The organism is Polyangium mundeleinium (assembly GCF_028369105.1).
Taxonomy (GTDB): Bacteria; Myxococcota_A; Polyangia; order Polyangiales; family Polyangiaceae; genus Polyangium; species Polyangium mundeleinium.
Genome location: NZ_JAQNDO010000001.1, coordinates 2,893,322 through 2,911,653 on the forward strand (window position 1 = coordinate 2,893,322; position 18,332 = coordinate 2,911,653).

Annotated in this window: 14 protein-coding genes; 10 read left to right on the forward strand and 4 right to left on the reverse strand. The window is 70.7% G+C overall.

The window, feature by feature from the left end:
- Positions 1–3 precede the first annotated feature (3 nt).
- Genes POL67_RS11770 through POL67_RS11780 form a run of 3 tightly spaced genes read left to right on the forward strand, consistent with a single transcriptional unit; the run spans position 4 to position 3,620 of the window.
- Positions 4–894, forward strand: a complete 891-nt coding sequence (locus POL67_RS11770; protein WP_271917360.1) for a MaoC/PaaZ C-terminal domain-containing protein — start codon at positions 4–6, stop codon at positions 892–894.
- Positions 891–2,312, forward strand: a complete 1,422-nt coding sequence (locus POL67_RS11775; protein WP_271917362.1) for a 3-oxoacyl-ACP reductase — start codon at positions 891–893, stop codon at positions 2,310–2,312. The genes POL67_RS11770 and POL67_RS11775 overlap by 4 nt, the downstream gene beginning before the upstream one ends.
- A 6-nt stretch (positions 2,313–2,318) precedes the next feature.
- Complete coding sequence (locus POL67_RS11780; RefSeq protein WP_271917363.1) at positions 2,319–3,620, forward strand: acetyl-CoA C-acyltransferase; 1,302 nt, start codon at positions 2,319–2,321, stop codon at positions 3,618–3,620.
- A 113-nt stretch (positions 3,621–3,733) separates the two neighbouring features.
- Here the strand turns inward: POL67_RS11780 and POL67_RS11785 are convergent, their stop codons facing one another.
- The 4 genes from POL67_RS11785 to POL67_RS11800 form a co-directional block, all read right to left on the reverse strand.
- Positions 3,734–4,621, reverse strand: coding sequence for a hypothetical protein (locus POL67_RS11785; protein WP_271917364.1), 888 nt, complete (start codon positions 4,619–4,621; stop codon positions 3,734–3,736).
- Positions 4,622–4,718: 97 nt separating this feature from the next.
- On the reverse strand, positions 4,719–5,924 hold the full coding sequence (locus POL67_RS11790; RefSeq protein WP_271917366.1) for an MDR family MFS transporter: 1,206 nt from the start codon (positions 5,922–5,924) through the stop codon (positions 4,719–4,721).
- A 3-nt stretch (positions 5,925–5,927) separates the two neighbouring features.
- Complete coding sequence (locus POL67_RS11795; protein ID WP_271917367.1) at positions 5,928–6,638, reverse strand: SDR family NAD(P)-dependent oxidoreductase; 711 nt, start codon at positions 6,636–6,638, stop codon at positions 5,928–5,930.
- Between the two features lie 49 nt (positions 6,639–6,687).
- Entirely contained in the window at positions 6,688–8,253 is a 1,566-nt protein-coding gene (locus POL67_RS11800; RefSeq protein ID WP_271917368.1) for a PGRS family protein, read from the reverse strand.
- Positions 8,254–8,482: 229 nt separating this feature from the next.
- On the opposite strand from POL67_RS11800, the gene POL67_RS11805 reads away from it, so the two are divergent.
- From POL67_RS11805 to POL67_RS11835, 7 genes are all read left to right on the forward strand, one after another.
- The gene (locus tag POL67_RS11805) at positions 8,483–9,481 is read left to right on the forward strand and encodes a histidine phosphatase family protein (RefSeq protein ID WP_271917369.1); all 999 of its coding nucleotides are present in this window, start codon (positions 8,483–8,485) and stop codon (positions 9,479–9,481) included.
- A 45-nt stretch (positions 9,482–9,526) separates the two neighbouring features.
- The gene (locus POL67_RS11810; RefSeq protein ID WP_271917370.1) at positions 9,527–10,348 is read left to right on the forward strand and encodes a hypothetical protein; all 822 of its coding nucleotides are present in this window, start codon (positions 9,527–9,529) and stop codon (positions 10,346–10,348) included.
- Complete coding sequence (locus POL67_RS11815; protein ID WP_271917371.1) at positions 10,345–11,064, forward strand: hypothetical protein; 720 nt, start codon at positions 10,345–10,347, stop codon at positions 11,062–11,064. Before POL67_RS11810 ends, POL67_RS11815 begins: the two co-directional genes overlap by 4 nt.
- Positions 11,065–11,527: 463 nt before the next feature.
- On the forward strand, positions 11,528–13,072 hold the full coding sequence (locus POL67_RS11820) for an HNH endonuclease (protein ID WP_271917372.1): 1,545 nt from the start codon (positions 11,528–11,530) through the stop codon (positions 13,070–13,072).
- A 235-nt stretch (positions 13,073–13,307) separates the two neighbouring features.
- Positions 13,308–13,481: a hypothetical protein gene (locus tag POL67_RS11825; RefSeq protein ID WP_271917373.1), complete on the forward strand. Its 174-nt coding sequence runs from the start codon at positions 13,308–13,310 to the stop codon at positions 13,479–13,481.
- A gap of 16 nt (positions 13,482–13,497) precedes the next feature.
- Positions 13,498–14,181, forward strand: a complete 684-nt coding sequence (locus POL67_RS11830; protein ID WP_271917374.1) for a hypothetical protein — start codon at positions 13,498–13,500, stop codon at positions 14,179–14,181.
- Between the two features lie 76 nt (positions 14,182–14,257).
- Complete coding sequence (locus POL67_RS11835) at positions 14,258–18,178, forward strand: serine/threonine-protein kinase (protein WP_271917375.1); 3,921 nt, start codon at positions 14,258–14,260, stop codon at positions 18,176–18,178.
- The last annotated feature ends 154 nt before the right edge of the window (positions 18,179–18,332 follow it).

Here is an 18,332-nt window from a genome sequence, read left to right on the forward strand (position 1 = left end):
CCCATGGGTGTATCGACGAAACACGTGCTGTCGCAGCTCCCGGTGCTGCGAGGAATGGGCCAGGCGGTGCTCGCGTCGGTGATGCGCCGGCCGGCGAGCGGGATCGATCCGGAGCGGGGCGGGTGGCTCGAAGCGGAGCTTCCGCCGCGGCCCGCGGACCTCGTGCGGGAGTACGTGCGTCACGTGGGCGGCGACCCGGCGTGGTATCGCGGGCGGCTGCCGGCGCACATGTTCCCGCAATGGGGATTTCCCCTCGCGGCGCGGGCGCTCGCGGTGCTGCCGTATCCGCTGAGCCGCGTGGTGAATGCGGGCTGTCGGATCGAGCAACGCGCGATGTTGCCCGCGAACGAGCCGCTCCGCGTGCGGGCCCGGATCGACCGCGTGGACGACGACGGAAACCGGGCGCTCGTGACGCAGGTCATCGAGACGGGCACCGAGAGCGCCGGCATGGCGCTCGTGGCCGAGATGCGCACGTTCATTCCGCTGCAGAAGCGCGAGGGCAAGGAGAAGAAGGCGCGGCCGACGGTGCCGGCCGAGGCGCGGGAGATCGCGTTTTCCCGCATCCCGGAGAGCGCGGGCCTCGATTTCGCCAAGCTCACCGGGGATTTCAATCCGATCCACTGGATCGCGCCGTACGCGCGCGCGGCGGGCTTCCGGTCGTGTATCCTGCACGGGTTCTCGACGCTGGCGCGGGCGATCGAGGCCTTGAACCGGGCGCGGCTCGCGGGGGATCCGAGCCGACTTTCGACGATCGACGTGCGATTCACGCGTCCGCTCGTCCTGCCCGCGCGGGCCGGCGTGTACGTGGATTCGTCTTCCGGGATCTGGGTGGGGGACGCGAACGGCGGCGGCAGTTACCTCGAAGGTCGTTTCGAAGCGGAGGTCAGGCCATGAGCGACGTGTTGCTTCAGATCGGAAAGAACGCCCAGGCGCGGAAGGTCGTGCATGCGCTCGGGTTGCCCATTCCGCTGCCCGTGCCGCTGCGGCGCGCGCGCGGGCCGTGGCGGGAGAGGCCGCTCGCGGACGCGTGCATGGTCGTGGGCGCGTCTTCGGGCGCAGAGCTTTCGCCGGTGATCGCCGAGACGCTCGCGGCGGCGGGGGCGAACGCGTATTGGACGGGCTCGGATTCGATCGCGGCCGCGTTCGCCGCGCCGGGCGAAGCCTACGGCAGGCCCGCGCGCGCGCTCGCGGCGCTCGGGGACAACGAGCGTGTCGCGGGCGTGGTCTTCGACGCGACGGGGCTCCGGGACGTCGCGGGGCTTCGCGCGCTTTACGAGACGTTTCACCCGCTCGTCCCTCGCCTCGCGAAATCGGGCCGCGTGCTCGTGATCGGGAGGCCGGGCGGGAAGGGGCCCGCGGCGTCGGCCGCGCAAGCCGCGCTCGAAGGATTCGTCCGGAGCGTGGCGAAGGAGATCGGCCGCGGGGGCGCCACGGCAAACCTCGTGCGCGTGGAGAAGGGCGCCGAGGCGCGCCTCGGGCCGGTGCTTCGATTCTTGCTTTCGTCGCGGTCGGCGTTCGTCACGGCGCAGCCGTTCGTCGTCGATGCGCGGACGAAGTCCGAAGGCGACAAACCTCCGTTCGTGCGGCCGCTCGAAAAGAAGGTCGCGGTCGTGACGGGCGCGGCGCGTGGCATCGGCGCGGCGACGGCGCGGCGGCTCGCCGAGGAAGGGGCGCACGTCGTCTGTCTCGACAGACCTGGCGACGACGGGCCGACGAGCCAGCTCGCGCGATCGATTCATGGCACGGCGCTTCTCGTGGATCTCGGGGCGGACGACGCGCCGGCGAGGATCGCCGACGTGGTGCGGGCGCTCGGCGGGCTCGATGTCGTCGTGCACAACGCGGGGATCACGCGGGACAAGACGATCGGGCGCATGAGCGACAAGCAATGGGACGAGGTGCTCGCCGTGAATCTCGGCGCGGTCGTCCGGACCCACGAGGCGCTTGAACCGTTGCTTCGGGAAGGCGGGCGTGTCGTGTGCCTGTCGTCGATCGCGGGGATCGCGGGCAACGTCGGGCAATCGGCCTACGCGGCCTCGAAGGCGGGGATCCTCGGCTTCGTCGCGGGGCTCGCGGAGGCCCTGGCCGAGCGGGGGATCACGGTGAATGCGGTCGCGCCGGGGTTCATCGAGACGCGGCTGACGGCGGCGATCCCGGTGGCGGTGCGTGAAGCGGGGCGGCGCCTCGCCGCGCTCGGGCAAGGTGGTTTGCCCGAGGACGTGGCCGAGGTCATCACGTTCCTCGCGAGCCCGGGGGCCGCGGGGATCACGGGGCGGACGGTGCGGGTCTGCGGAGGCGCGCTCATCGGCGCGTGAGGGAACATGGGGTTGACCGGAAAAACGGGGCGGCGGGCGGTGGTCGTGGACGGGCTGCGGACGCCGTTCGTCAAGGCATTCACGGATTTCACGAAGCTCGACACGATCGCGCTCGGCGTGGCCGCGGCGCGGGGGCTCTTGACGAAGGCGAACCTCGGGCGGCGTGACGTCGAGTCCATCGTGTGGGGCGGGGTCATCCTGCCGGGGACGGCGCCGAATGTGGGGCGCGAGATTGCCCTGGATCTCGGGCTCGATCCGGCGTGCGAGGCGATGACCGTGACGCGGGCGTGTGCGTCGGGGCTGCAAGCGGTGACGCTCGCGGCCGCGGCGATCGAGCGCGGCGAGGCGGATATCGTGATCGCGGGCGGGAGCGATTCGACGAGCAACGCGGAGATCAAGCTGCCGCAAAAGGTGGTGCACGCGCTCGCGCCGGTGGCGCTGGGGAAGGCAGATCCCAAGGCGATCCTCGGGGCCGTGGGGAAACTCGCGCCGTTCACGGACATCCTGCCGACGCGGCCGAAGATCGCCGAGCGGACGACGGGCGAGGTGATGGGCGAGGCGGCCGAGAAGATGGCGCGGCGAAACGAGATTTCCCGCGCGGCGCAGGACGCGTTCGCGGCGCGCTCGCACCACCACGCGGCGGCGGCGATGGCGTCGGGGCGCTTCGACGAGGAGGTGACGCCCGTCGAGACGAGCGAAGGAAAATGGGTGCACGCGGATGGGCTCGTGCGCGCGGATACGAGCGAGGAAAAACTCGCGAAGCTCCGGCCGGTCTTCGCGAAGGATGGCACCGTGACGGCGGGCAATGCGAGTCCTCTGACGGACGGCGCGGCGGCGGTGCTCTTGATGAGCGAGGAGAAGGCGCGGGCGCTCGGATATCGGCCGCGGGCGGCGTTTTCTTCGTGGGCGTACGTGGGCGTCGATCCGGCGGATCAATTGCTCATGGGGCCGGCGCTCGCCATTCCCAAGGTGCTCGACCGGGCCGGGCGCTCGCTCGCGGAGATCGACCTCGTGGACCTGCACGAGGCGTTCGCGGCGCAGGTGCTTTGCGTGCTGAAGATGCTCGGCAGCGCGGCGTTCGCGCGGGAGCGGCTCGGGAAAGCGGCGGCCGTGGGCGAGGTGGATCCGGCACGGCTCAACGTGCACGGCGGGTCGATCGCGCTCGGCCACCCGTTTGGCGCGACGGGCGCGCGGATGGTGACGACGATGGCGAACGAGCTCGTTCGGTCGGGCAAACAGACGGCGCTCTTGGGGATCTGCGCGGCGGGCGGGCTCGGAGCGGCGGCGCTGCTCGAACGGATCGATTGACAGAGCGCCGAATCGTTCGGCGCTCTGCGAGATCGCGAAGCGAGCTCGTCTCGGGGGTGAATCGGCCGGGCTTTGCCCGGACGAGAGGGGGACGCGAGGCGTCCCCCTCGGGACTAGGGCCCGCAATTCGCGTTCTTGGTGAACCAGTCCGCGAGCTTGCCCTCGGACTCGACCTTATCGAGCTTTTCGAGGATGGGCACGGGGCGGAAACTGCCGTTGTCACGGAGCTCCCGATACACGCCGATGGCCGTCCGCAAGCCCACGACCTGGGCGGTCATCGGATCGGAGCTCGGGTTCTCGATCTGGTGCGCCGCGACGCCGATGATCGTGAAGCCGAGGAGGATCGTCGCCGCGCCGGAGCGGCTCTTCGGGTTCGGGCCATCGATGTAATCGCGGAACCACGGGCAGAGCGTCACCTCGACGTCAGGGCTCGCGGAGGCCCATTCGACCGCGTTGCCGAGGTGCTCGCGGCTCGCCTCCGAGAGCGGCGCCTGGCTCATCTTCTTGAAGATGGTGGCGATCGCCATGAGACGCGCGCGTGGAAGCGGCTCGCCCGGCGGGCCAAAGGGATTTTCCGTCTCCCGCATCTGGTCGAGCCGCTGCTCGGCCGCTGAACAGCCGTACATGTCGACGAAGATCTCGACCTCGCCCTCTGGGCACGCGACGACGTACCGATCGATGATGTGCCCCGTGTGGTTCGCGCCGACGTTGCCCGAGCGCGCCCGCTGCCCTCTTCGTGGATCGGCGCCGAGCGGCTGGGAGCCGTCCTCGCACGTGTACTCCGAGACGAACGCGTAGCTGTCGACCGGCCCGCAGCGAGGGACCGGGTGCTCCTTGTCGCGGCCGAGGTTCGGATCCGACGCGGCCCTCTTTGCTTTCGTCGTCGGTGCGTCCACGCCCGCGGCCGTCTGCGGACCCGTCGTCTGCGCGCCTCCGCCGCAGGCGATCGTGAACAGGGAGAGGCCGATTCCAGCGATGGGAAAGAGGAGTCGTCGGAGCACGGGGGACCTCGCGTTCGGGGGGAAGCCCCATGCTACAGCGAGGCAGCCCACCCGTGTCACAATTTTCCGGGCGCCCGTTCGCCGAGATCCACGCGCGTCAGGGTTTGTCCTTGGCGTCGGGCGAGGGCAGGCTCTTGCCCCAGGCGAGCTGAAAGGCCGCGACGACCACGCAAAGCACGAGGCAGAGGAGCCAGAAGACCGGCAGGCCCGTCTTTGGCAGGAGGCGCATGCTGATCGTGGGGGCGCCCATCGCGCCGAAGCTGAAGCAGAGGGAAAACGCGCCCTGGTATCGGCCGCGGAGGTGCGGCGGGGAGAGGTCGGCGACGATGCTCGCGTTGACGGGCGCGAAGAGGATCTCGCCGAAGGTCCACACGACGACCGTGGCCATGTAGGCCGGGAGCGTGGAGGCGAGCGCCATGGCCCCGAAGCCGAGGCCCGTCAGCGTGGAGGCCGTCGCGAGGAGGACGCCGCGCGGGACACCCTTCACCCAGCGCGTGATGAGGGGCTGGACGAGCACGATGAGCAAGCAATTCGTGGCGACCGTGATGCCATAATGCTCGGTCGTGAGCCCCTTCTGGTGCATGTCCTCCGGCATGGCCGAGAGGTGCTGGAAAAAGACGAGCGTGAGCGCGAGGTTGCACGCGAGGAACGGGACATATTTTCCGTCGAGGAAAGGCGTGAGCACGCTGCCGCGCTTGTCGTTCCGCGCGTCGGCCGGGCGGCTCTCGGGCACGGAGCGCCAGATGAGGGCGGCGAGGACGAGCGTCGTGAGCGCATCGCCGACGAAGAGCACGAGGAAGCTGCGCTTCGCCATGAAGCCGCCGAGGATCGCGGCGAACGCATATCCGAGATTGGTTGCCCAGTATTGCAGGGAAAACGCCTTCACGCGGTGCTCGGGCGGCACGACGTCGGCGACGAGGGCCTGGCTCGCGGGGCGGAACATGTCCGCGAAGAAGCCGAGGAGGGTCGTGGCCGCGGCGAGCTGCCAGATTTCGCGCGCGAAGCCGAGCCCGAGCATGAAAACGGAGCTCATGACGAGCGCGAGGAGCATCGTGGCGCGGCGGCCGAGGCGATCGGAGAGGGCGCCGCCGAGCATCGTGCCCGCGAGGGAGCCGGCGCCGAAGAGCGAGGCGATGAGGCCCGCGGTGGGCAGGTCGAGGCCACGTTGCTGCGTGAGGTACACGAAAAGGAGCGGGAGGACGAAGCTGCCCGCCCGGTTGATGAGCATGCCGGCCCAGAGCGTCCAGAAGGCCCGGGGGAGGCCCTCGGTGATACCGGCGAGGCGTACGGCGAGCGCGCTCATGTCCTAGCTCGTTCTCTGCCCGAGGTTCGCGTGGATCACCGCGCCGTGGAGGACGGGTGTTTGCGCGCAGAAGGCGACGACGTCGGCGATTTCCTCGGGGTCGATGAGGCGCCCGAACGTGGAGCGCTCCCGGACGACGTCGAGGCGCGCCGCGTCGTGGCCGAGGTGCGCGCGGAGCATTTCGGTGTCGGCGAATCCAGGACAAACCGCGACCGTGGTGACGCCGCGGCCCGCGAGGTCCTGGCAGGTCGCCCGCATGAGGCCGAGGATCGCGTGCTTGGAGGTGACGTACGAGGCCTTGCCCGGGACGCCGATCTCGGAGAGGGTCGAGCCGATGTAGACGATCGAGGAGCCGGGCACGAGGCGGGCGTCGAGGAGCCGATTGAGCGCGGCCGGGGCGACGATGTTCAATTCGAGGACGGATCGGAGCGCGGCGGCCGTCAGGTTCGTCGCGGTGTCCTCGCGGAGGACCGCGGCGTTGTGGACGAGGCAAATCGGCTCCGCTCCGTCGAGGAGGGGCAAGAGGCGCGGCGGGAGGTCGTTTTCCCAGGCGGGATCGGCGAGGTCCACCGAAAGATCAAGGACACCCGGGAGGCCGCTCGGGCGCCGCGCGAGGTTCACGCCGCGCGCGCCCGCCCGGACGAACCGCTCGAGGACGGCGCGCCCGATGCCCGCGCTGCCGCCGGTGACGACGGCGATGGCTTGACCTTTCACGATTTTCGGGACGGTGCCGCGACGGCGCGCGCCCGTCAAGCGCGGCGCGTCAAAAGCGGCGGATGGGCGCGCCGATGCCGGGGGCGCCGCGGTTGCCCGCGATGTCGCCGTCGCCGCCCTTGCCGCCGTCGCCGGGTTTGCCCGTCGCGAGCGAGACCATGCCGCGGAGCTCGGGCTCGGCGCCGATGTGGGCGATCACGACGGAAGGTCCGCCGAGGCCGCCGCCGCCGGGGCCGCCGGGGCCGCCCATTCCGCCCTCGCCGCCCTGGCAAGCGTCGGGCGCGGAGAGGCCTTTTCCAGTGCCGCCCATGCCGCCGAGGCCGCCCTTGCCGCCGGTCTGGCCATCGGCGCCTTTGCCGCCGCGGCCACCCCCATCGGCCGCGACGCGTCCGTCCCAGATCACGATCGACGATTCGAGGCTGGCAATGCCGATGCTCGCGCCGCCGGGCCCGCCGCCTTTGCCGCCCTGGCCGCCGCAGCCGCCGGTGCCGCCGCTGCCGCCGCTCGCGCCGGCCCCAGGCATCGCATTGGCGCAAATCGCGGCCGCGCCCCGCGCTCCTCCGGCGCCCCCGCCGCCTTGTCCAGGCAAACCATGGCCGCCGGTGCCGCCGGCGATGCCGAAATACCCCGTCGCGTCGAAGCGGCCGAAGCCCGCGGCGCCCGTGCCGGGAATGCCCCGGGCGCCGTCATTGCCGGGCGTGCCTTTTCCGGCCGTGCAGCTCCAGCCCGCGCCCGCGTCCCCCGCGCCGCCGAGGCCGAAGCTCGCCACGGCGGGAGAGCCGATCTCGCCCGCCTTGCCGGGGGTCGATTGCAACGAGACCGGGACGATTGCGCCGCCGTCGCCGCCCTGGCCGCCCACGGTGACGCTGCCGCCTTCGCACATGCGCTCGACACGCGCGCCGCCCGGGGTCCCGAGGTCGGGCGCGGCGACACAAGCCGCCTGGCCGTCGTGGCCGTCCGCTCCTTCGAGCTGGGGATCGTAGGGCAGGTTCTCGCCGTCCTCGCCGTCGGCGCCCGCGCCGGCGCGCAGGTCGCAGCGCCGGAACTCGACGTGCGTGTGGTCGACGAGCAGGGCGATGGACGAGCCGCCGGGGCGGGTCGCGTCGGCGGCGAAGACGGTGACATCCTCGATGCGGCTCACGCGCGGGCCGGGCGCGAGCACGAGCGGGATCTCGTCGGGCGCGCCGTAGAGGCGGGTCTTTTGGGTTTTGTCTGTCCAGCGGAATCCGTCGCGGCAATCGAGGCCGCCGAAGAGGCTCGCGCCGGCGGGCAGCACCAGGCGCTCGGAAAAGTCCTCGGCGCAGGCATAGATCGGCCGTTCGGCGCCGGCGATCCGGGCGGCGTGGGTGAGGGTGCGGAAGGGTTTGTCTTGGGTCCCCGGGCCTTCGTCGTCGCCGAGGGTGGAGACGAAGACGCCGCAGCCTTCGGGGACGGGTCCGTCGTTCCAGGCGGGGACGCAGCGCGGCACCACGTAACGCTCGCCGGTGGCCCTCGTCTCGCAAATGGGGCCGTCCGTGCATTCGGCGTCGGGCGCCGAGGCGCAGCTCGCGCCGAGCGCGAGCAGGGCGAGGGGCAAAAGGGCGAGGCGCGCGGCCCCGCCGAGGTTCGTCGGCATGATCGTTCGTTCCCGGATTGGGCCTTGGAATCAAAAAGGACGGCGCTCGCAGCGAGCACGCGTCCGGAGTCCTCGTGGGCCGCCGGGCATCGCTCGCGAGCGCCGACACTTTGGATGATGAGGCGTGCGTGTCGTTGCGGAAATCGTGGAAGGTCCACAAGGGCCGGAACGCGCGTTCGGGACGATGTTGACGGGCCAGGGGCGCGGCTCTAGAAAGAAAAAGGAATCCATGAAAAAGGTTCTCCTCGGGACGTTGTTGACGGTCGGTCTTTGGGGCGCCGTTTCCGGCTGCACGGACGAAGGCGCAGGCGGGAGCGGGGGCGGCGGTGGGTTGGGCGGCGGTGGTATGGGCGGCGGCGGTGGGTTGGGCGGCGGCGCTGCGATCGACCCGAGCGATTTGAAGGCATTCGTCGCCGGGGGATACGTCGAGCTTTCGTGGATGAAATCGAGCAAGCCCGCGTCGAGGGTCGTCCGCGCCGAGAACACGATGCCCGCCGGCCCGGACGATCCGATGGCGACCGTGGTCTACGAGGGGGCGGCGTCCACGGCGAGCGAGCCGCTCCGCAATCTGGTGGCCACGACGCCGGAGGCGCCTCGCACGTACCATTACGCCGTGTACGGCTGTGACGCGCCGGGGAGCTGCGGCGGCGGACCGGCGACGGCGGAGATCGAGGTGACGGTCGGGCAGGCGCTCCTCGGCGGCGGGTACAACGTGGTCTTTCGCCACGCGGAGGCGGACGTCTGCGAGGATGCGTTCCAGCTCGGGACGGCGGCCGAGACGTCGTCGCCGGGCTGGTGGAAGAGCTGCGATTCGAACTGCGCGACCGCGACGGCGCGACAGCTCAATGCACAGGGCGTCTCCCAGGCCGAGCAGATGGGCCTCGCCATCAAGAACCGCGGCTTTCCTTTCGGGCGCGTGCGCGCGAGCGAGTTCTGTCGGTGCAAGAGGACCGCCGAGCTCATGCACCTCGGCCCCATGGTCGAGGAGAACCAGGGCATCACGGGCTTCGCGTATGACGAGGCGGGTCGCTGCGCGGCGACGATGGCGCTCGCGGCGGAGGCGCCCGCGCCGGGCACGAATGGGGCGATCGTGGGCCATTCGGGGCACCAGTGCGGCGTGCTCGACGCGCTCCAGTGGGGCGAGGCCGCCCTCTACAAGCCCGATGGCCAAGGCGGGGCGATCTACATCACGCGGGTGGATTCGTCCGCGTGGGCGGCGCTCCCGTAACGTCTTTGGTTGGGGCCGTGCGCCGCCCACGCTATCATGGGGCCGATGCTCTCCTTCGAGCCCAAGCGAAGAACGCGGGTGCTCTTTGGCCTCGCGTTTCTGCCGCTCCTCGCCGGCGCCCTGTTTTTTCTGGGGGCGTCTCTGCGGCTCGCGACGCTCGGCTCGCGGCTCGCGGCGCACGAGGAGCGGAGGACGGACGACGGGCCGGTGGCGCTCCGCGGCGAGCTCTCCTTGCTCGAGGCGTCGTCGACGTCGCCGCTCGGCGCTCCCGCGGCCGGGTGGGTCGCGGCTGTCGGGCGCACGTCCTGGCAGGGCGGCCCCTTCGAGGTCTTGTGCGCGGTGGGCCATTTCGACGACGTGGCCGTGCGGAGGAACGACGGGTTCGCGTTCCGGCTCTCGGTGGCCCGGACGAACGAGCGGGTGCGGATCGACGAGGAGGAGAGCGCGAAATGGCTCTTCGGCGCCGATCCGCGGGTGGGGATCGCGCTCGGCGGGTTTTCCGCGTCGGCCGACGGGCCGGGCCGGGGGATGAAGGAGGCGACGGGGATTGCGATCCCGCCCGTGATCCGGGAGGCGTGTGGCAAGGAGCTCGTCGCGCTGGGCGATTCGGCCGTGTACCGGGAGCGTGTCCTCGCGGAGGGCATGCCGGTGACGGTGTTCGGCTGCAAGCAGACGAATGATGTGGTGCCCTGCCGGGACGGCCTGGACTTCGTCACGATTCATCCGCTCGATCGCGCCAAGGAGCGCATCGGCAATGGGGGGAGCGCGCTTCTTTTCGTCGGCGGGCTTTTTTCGCTCGTCGTGCTCTCGGCGGCCGGCTTCGGGGTGCTCTCGCTCGCGAGCCGCACGCGGAGGAGCTTCCGATGATCGTCACGTTGCTCGGCGCGGGATTGGTGGTCGCGGGGAGCGCGCTCGTGTTTCGCGCCCGCGAGGGGGCGGCGCTGGTGCTCGAGGTGTGGCGGCGACCGACGAAGCGGATCGCGGAGATCGAGCCCGGCGTGGTCGAGCTCGCGGGGCGGATCTCGGCGGCGGAGGAGCCGATCGACGGCCTGTCGTGCAAGGGCTGCGTCGCCGTGCGTACCCGCATTCGAGGGTTTTCCGGGGAAGGGAAGCGCCGCGAGCGGCTCGGAGAGCGCTCGATTTTGCGCGCGTCGCGGGCGGCGCTCCGCGACGAGAGTGGCACGTGTGTGGTTGATCTCGGGGACGCGGAGGTGGTCGGGGACGAATGGGTGTCTCACGCCGTGCGCGTGGAGGAGGTCGCCTCGTCATGGCCGCCGTGGGCGCGGGATCTCGTGCCGCCCGGCGCGACGCACGTGGAGGTGGAGGAGGCGGTGGTGCCGGAGGGCGCCGACGTGATGATCACGGCGGTGACGCGCAAGCAGGAGCGCATGGGCGGGTTTTACAGGGACGCACGGGCGCGCTGGGAGCTCGGCGGATCCGAGGAGATGCGGGGCCTCGTGACGGTGGGAGGGCAAGCGCAGCTCTTCCGGCGGACGGGCGGGGCCGTGGCGTTTGCGGTGGTGTGCGGGGTGTTCCTCGTCGTGCAGGGGATTGCGACGATCCTCGCGGGGATAGAGCTTTGAGCCGTTAGAGGGCGTCGCAGCGCACCGGACCCCGCGTGCGCGCGTTGCAAACGCGGATCGCAGCGCACCGGACCCCGCGTGCACGCGTTGCAAACGGGTCTTCGACCGTGCATGGAGCCGTTGCACGCGTTGCAAACGGGTCTTCGACTGTGCATGGAGCCGTTTGCACGCGTTGCAAACGGGTCTTCGACCGTGCATGGAGCCGTTTGCACGCGTTGCAGACGGGTCTTCGACTGTGCACGAGCCGCGTGCACGCGTTGCAGACGGGTCTCCGACGTAGGTCGTGCCGTTTGCACGCGTTGCAGACACCTTTCGGAGCGCGACGAGCGCCATTTTCACGTGGAGGGGATGTCGACGGGGTCGTCGGTTGTGGCGCGCACGCCGTCGTCGTTGTGGGCTTGCACGCCATCTTCTAGCCTGACGTCGCCATGGGCGTCTTGCCGCCTGCCGGGGAGGGCTCTCGATGACTTCGCGCCGCGCGCTCGTTCCGTCGTTGCATCTGCGTCTGTGGATGCTCGGGGCTCTGCGGTTCTTTCGGGTTGGGCTGCTGGGGCTCGTCGCTTTTGGCGTTTCGGCATGGCTCCTCGGGTGCGGCGCGGCGCGCGTGCATACCGAGGGGTGGGCGCAGGAACTGCACGGCAAGAGCGTGTTTCGCGTCTGCCGGCGGCATCCCCGCGTCGGCCCGAATGCGCGCCACTGGTACGAGCTCGGGGACGGAGTGCCTCGACCGGCGTTCGAGCCGCTCGAAAAGCTCCTGGAAAACCCTTCGGTCAAGGCGGTCTTCATCCATGACCCCCACGCGCCGATCGAGAGCCGGCGGCTCCTCGGGCTCGCGTACCAGGATCTGCCCTGCGACAAGCCTCCGCCGCCACCGCCACCGCCGCCGGAGAAGATCGCGGCGAAAGAGCCGGAAGCCGAGCCGGCCAAGCGCACGACGGTCCGAACCGAGACGCGGACGTCGGCGATAAGGCCCTGCGAGAGGCCGCGAAATGGGCCACCGGATCAGCGTTTTCTCGGGCAAACGGCGCCCACGCCCGCCCCCGCGCCGGGGATGAGCGCGCCGTGTCCGCCGCCTCCGCCCGGGAATACATACGAGGAACAGAAAGTCAACCTGGCGCGGAGGGACGCCGAGGAGGAGGCGAGGCGCACGGGGGAGAGGATCGGGCGCGAGTGGGGGGCGACGCTTGGCGGGGCGGCGGAAGCAGCGAGCTCGCTCAACCGCAGTGTCGGCGGGGGGCGCCCCTTCGACGTAGCGCTTTGGAACAACCCCGCAGGCGCCGACAAGATGCGGGCCGATGTGGCCAGACAACTGAATGCAATCCCGGATCTGCCGACGTACGACGACGAGCAGCTCGCCAAGATCGCCTGGGAGGGCTTCCTCAAGGGGTATGGAAAAGGCTGGGCGGATGCCGAGGCCAAGTACGCAATCGTGAACGCCCTGGCGGATACCCTTTTGACGCTTGCCACGGCGGGAGCGGGGGCCCTGGAGACCGCGGGGGCGAGGGCGCTGCGGGCGGCTCAGCAGAGGCTACGGAGCATGCCGGTGTTCCTGCCGGCGGGGGCAGGCGGACCGGGCGGGTTCTTGCGGCGGCCGAAGCTGCCGAGCCCGCCGGCGCCGAGCCCACCGAAGGCAGTGGCGCCGCCCAACGGGACGACGGTCACGACGACGACGAAGCCGGTCACGGCGACCCCCAACGTGTCGAAGCCCAACGGCGCGCAGAGTACCCCCGTTGCCGCCCAGGGAAACCCACCAAGTGATAAAAGACGATTCACTCCGTCAGACCGGGCGAAAGGGCTTGAGCGGGCGAAAGATGCCGACGGAGTTCCCCATTGCACCTACTGCGGCAAAGAACTAGACCCTAAAGCCGGGAAGCCAAACTCCTATGAACCGGATCACCGCATACCCCATGTCAGAGGCGGACCATCAACGCCAGACAACCTGGTGCCTTCCTGCCGGACGTGCAATCGTTCAAAAGGCGCGAAGACTCCCGAGGAGTGGAAGCCATGAAGAGTACCGAAACACCAGCCTATCTCTGTTCACACATCTTCGAACGCACGCGACCTGTCTTGCTGGTTTCGCGGTCTGAAGGCGACTGGCAGTTTCTCTGCGGAGCCACCCATCCTCAGGAGGATGTGCCGCATGTCGTTGGGGTAAATCATCTTTTCGAGGATGACCCGTCGCTCGCCGAACTGGCTGACCTTCCCCCTGATTGGGAGGCTGAGAGGGATTCCGCAGCATCCCCATGGCGACGACTACGAATTGTGGATTAGCATCGCCAGATATCTACTTCGTCGCCAGCGATTTCGACTCGTTCCTCCGACAACTGCGAGCGTGGACGCCCGAGGAACTCGCCGAGATCGAGGCGCTCGCGGCGGCAAACGCCGTGGAGCTTGACCCCGACAAACCTGCCGAGTAGGATTCGCGGCAGAGACATGGACGACCAACTCGACCTCGGCCAGGCGTACGCGCCGTCCGTCGCGTCGCCGCCCGCCGCGCCCCTCCCCAGCGTGGTCGCGCCCTACGAAAGGGTGGTGATGTTCTCTTTCCCGGTCGGCGTCGTGGTCGGGCTGGTTGCAGGCTCTGTGGAGTATCTCTGGTTCGCCTACACGCTGGGCTTCTTCGAGCCGGACGAGCTCCTCCCGTATTTCACGGGCATCGCCGTGCTCCGCGTGATAGGCCCCTCCAGCGCCATGATCGCCGCATCGATCACGGCGGTCCTCGTCCTTCATCGCGCCGGGCGCAGGGCGAGCGGACCCCTCGAGGTCGATCACGCGCGCGTGCTCCTCGTCCTGGCGGCGCTCCCACATCTCACGGTCGTGACGATGCCATTCTGCGTCCTCGGCGCCCTGCTGGTGTGGCTTGCAAGAACCGCGGGAGCCGCGACCGTATTTTTAAGAGCCATGCTCGACGTCGGGGTGATATGGTCCGATTTCGCTTTCGGCCTGGCCTTCACCGCGCTCGGCGGGCTATGGGTCACGGGCCTGGTCCGAATCGGGGCAAAGTGGCTCACCACGAAGAAACACGGCCTCGCCCTGAAGCTCTTCGTCGCGTACGCCTCGCTCGCGATCTCCAATGCTGTTCTACGGGCTGTCCTTTCGGTCGTGGATCCGGCTTGAGTCGGCTCACGGTCGCCCAGGCCGGCCGAAAAGCTGGCCTTTTCCCGCGCTTCGCGCTACGCGTCGGGCTCCCAGCATGAAACCCGGGGACGTCGTCGCGGATCGGTTCGAGCTCGAAAAAGTGGCGGGCTCGGGCGGCATGGGGAAGGTGTTTCGCGCGAAGGACCGCAAGACGGGCGGGATCGTCGCGCTGAAGGTGCTGTGGGCCCACGCCCACCAGGACACCGAGACGCGCTTCGTGCGGGAGGCGGAGCTGCTCGAAGGGCTCGGTCATCCAGGGATCGTGCGGCACGTGGCGCACGGGCTCGGCGCCGAGGGGGAGCCATGGCTGGCGCTCGAGTGGCTGGAAGGCGAGACGCTCGGCGAGAGGCTGCGGCGCACAGGGCTCGACGCCGCAGAGAGCGTGGGCGTGGCGCGGCGCGTGGCCGAGGCGCTCGGGGTCGCGCACGCGGCGGGGATCGTGCATCGGGATCTGAAGCCGGCGAACATCTTTCTCGTGGGGCAGAGCGCCACGGATGTGCGTCTGCTCGATTTCGGGATCGCGCGGGTCGAGGGGGGCGAGGCGCTGACGCACACGGGGTACGTGCTCGGGACCCCCGCGTACATGGCGCCGGAGCAAGCGCGAGGATCGAAGCGGATCGACGCGCGGGCGGACGTGTTCGCGCTCGGCTGCGTGCTGTTTCATTGCCTGACGGGGCGGCCACCGTTCGCGGCGGAGGAGATGCACGCGGCGCTGCTCAAGGTGGTGCTGGAGGAGGCGCCGCGGGTCTCGTCGTTGCGGACGGGGGTGCCGGAGGCGCTCGACGAGCTCGTCGCGCGGATGCTGGCAAAGGCGCCGAAGGATCGGCCAAAGGACGGGGTCGCGGCGGCGGCGGAGATCGCGGCGCTCGGGATCATCGCGGACACGGACGCGATCGAGGCGAGCCTGCGGCCGAGCGGGCTGACGGGCAAGGAGCGGCGCGTGGTCTCGCTCGTGCTCACGAAATTGCCGCCAGGCGAGCGGGCGTTGCGGGCAGGGGAGAGTGAGGTCTTCGCGCCGACGCTCGAGCTCGCGGGGGTCGAGACGGCGATCGGGGCGGGCGGGCGTGCGCGGTCGCTGGAGGCGATTGTCGAGCGGTATGGCGGGCGGCTCGACGCGCTTTCGGATGGAACGCTCGTGGTGAGCCTGCTGTCGACGGGCGCGGCGACGGATCAGGCAGCGCGGGCCGCGCGGTCGGCGCTGGATCTGCGGGCGACGTTGCCGGAGGCGCCGATGGCGCTCGTGGCGGGCGCGGAGGTGTCGTCCGAGGGGCTGCCGATGGGCGCGGTGATCGAGCGAGGCGTGCGGCTGCTCGGGAAGAAGGCGCCCGCGGGGAAGGCGCCGCCGATCCGGCTCGACGACGTGATGGCGGGGCTGCTCGACGTGCGGTTCGACGTCGACGGCGACGAGGGCGGCCTGTACCTGCGCGGCGAGCGTGATGTGGCGGAGGCGGCGCGGACGCTGCTCGGGCGGCCCACGCATTGCGTCGGCCGCGAGAGCGAGATGGCGATCCTGATGGCGCTCGTCGACGAATGTTTCGATGAGCCGCTTTCGCGCGCGGCGGTGATCCTCGCGGCGCCGGGCATGGGCAAGAGCAGGCTCCGGCACGAGCTTTTGCGAAAGGTCCGCGAGCAACGGGATTCGATTGGCCTATGGGTCGGGCAGGGCGATCCGATGAGCCAGAATTCGCCCTTTGCGCTGGTCGGACAAATGCTGCGCGGGCAGGCGGGGTTGTCCGGGGGGATGCCGCTCGACGTGCAGCGGCAGCGGCTCCGCGCGCGGCTCGGGCGGCACCTCGCGGGCAAGGCGCTCGAACGCGCGATGATGTTCCTCGGTCCGCTCGCGGGTGTGCCGCCGGTGGACGAGGAGAGCATCGAGCTGCGCGCGGCGCGGCGGGATCCTTTGCTGATGGGGGATCAGATCCGGGCCGCGTGGGAGGATCTCCTGCGCGTCGAGACGGACGAGCGGCCGGCGATGTTGATCCTGGAGGATCTGCATTGGGGCGACCGGCCCACGGTAAAACTCGTCGACGAGCTGCTCCGCGCGCTGCCCGAGCGGCCGATTTTCGTGCTGGCGCTGTCGCGGCCGGATCTGCCGGAGATATTTCCACGGTTATGGGAAGGGCGGCCTTTGCAGGAGATCCGGCTGAAGGAGCTTTCGAAGAAGGCGGCCGAGCGGCTCGTGCGGGAGGTGCTCGGGGACCGGATCTCGGATGCAATGGTGGCGCGGCTCGTGGAGCGGGCCGGGGGCAATGCGTTTTACCTGGAGGAGCTGATCCGCGCGGCAGAGAGCGGGCGGGCCGCGGAGCTGCCGGAGACGGTGCTGGCGATGGTCGAGGCGCGGCTCATCGCGCTCGCGCCCGAGGCACGGCGGCTCCTCCGGGCCGGGAGCGTGTTCGGGCAGGTGTTCTGGCGCGGCGGGGCCGCGGCGCTGCTCGGGGAGGGGCTACGCGAGGACGCGCTCGCGCCGATGCTCGCGGATCTCTGCGCGCGTGAGCTCGTGGTGAAGCGGGCGCAGAGCCGTTTTCCCGCGCAGGAGGAGTATGCGTTCCGGCACGCGCTCGTGCGGGAGGCGGCCTATGCGGCGCTGACGGAGGCGGATCGGGCGCTCGGGCACGAGCTCGCGGGGGCCTGGCTGGAGGAGGCGGGGGAGCGGGACGCCGTTGTCCTGGCAGAACATTACGAGCGCGGCGGCGTGCCGGCGCGGGCCGCGACGTGGTACCGGCGGGCGGCGGAGCAGGCGCTCGAAGGGAACGATTTCCGGGCGGCGATCGAGCGGGCCGAGAAGGGGGCGCGGGGCGCGTCGGCCGAGGCGCGCGGGGAGCTCGCGTGGATCCAGGCGGAGGCCTATCGCTGGCTCGGGGAGGCGGCCGAGGCGTCGGCGCGCGCGGCGCGCGCAATGCAAGCGCTGCCGCGGGGCAGCGGGGCGTGGTACGGGGCGGCGGCGACGGCGGCGTCGATGCTGGTCCGGCTCGGGCAAAAGGACGCGCTGGAGGACCTCGCGGAGGCGGTGCGCGCGCCGGGCGCGGAGGCGATGGGTTCGTCGGCGCCGGCCGTGAGCGCGGTGGCGCACGTGGCGGCGTCGTTGCTTCACGCGGGGGAACACGCGGCGGCCGAGGAGCTCATCGGGCAGCTCGGAATGGTGGCGTGGCCGATCGCGGAGCGGGATCAGGGGGTGGCGGCGCGGCTTTATGCGCTGCACGCGTCGCGGGCGCTCTGCGCGGGGGATCCGGCGGCGTCGCTCCTCGCGACCGAGCGGAGCATTCCGGCGTTCCTCGCGACGGGCAATCGGCGGGATGCGTGCGTGGGGCGGGTGAACGCGGCGCACGCGCGGATTCAGCTCGGGCTTTTCGCCGAGGCGGAGCGGGATCTCGTGGAGCTTTTGGGCGAGGCGCGGCGGCTCGGTCTTTCCAATGTGGCGGCGCTCGTGAAGCAGAACCTCGGGCCCGCGCTGGCGGCGCGCGGGGCGCTCGAAGAGGCTGAGCGGAACGTGCGCGAGGCGATCGCTGATTTCGCGCAGCAATCGAACCGACGGCAGGAGGGGCGGGCGCGAATTTACCTGTCCGCGCTGCTGCTCGCGCGCGGCGATATGGAGGCGGCGGAGATCGAGGCCGAGAGCGCGGCCGAGGCGCTCGCGGCGATCGGGCCGCTCCGGGCGTTCGCGCTCGCGGCGTGGGCGCGCGCGCTGCTCGCGCAGGGCAACTGGCCGTCGGGCCTCGGCATTGCGGGGGCGGCGATGGGGCTGTTTGCGTCGCTCGGAGGCATGGAGGAGGGCGAGGCGCTCCTCCGGCTCGTGTATGCCGAGGCGCTGCTCGCGTCGGGGAGCGCGGCGAGCGGGAAAACCGCGATCTTCCAGGCGCGCACCCGGCTCCTCGCGCGGGCGAATCGAATGACGGACGGCGCCATGCGGGAGAGTTTTCTGGAGCGGGTGCCCGAGAATGCCCGCACGATGGAGCGCGGGCGCGAGCTCGGCGCCTGAACCGACGCACGCCGTGACGCCGCAGGTCGGCGGGCGCTGGCCTTGTGCCAGCGTGGGCCACGGGTGCGGCGAGAAAAGAAAGGCGCTTCGACGCTGAAATCGTACACCCGTGGCCTGGGCATGCGGTTTGCTCGGCTTTGTCACCTCGCTTCGG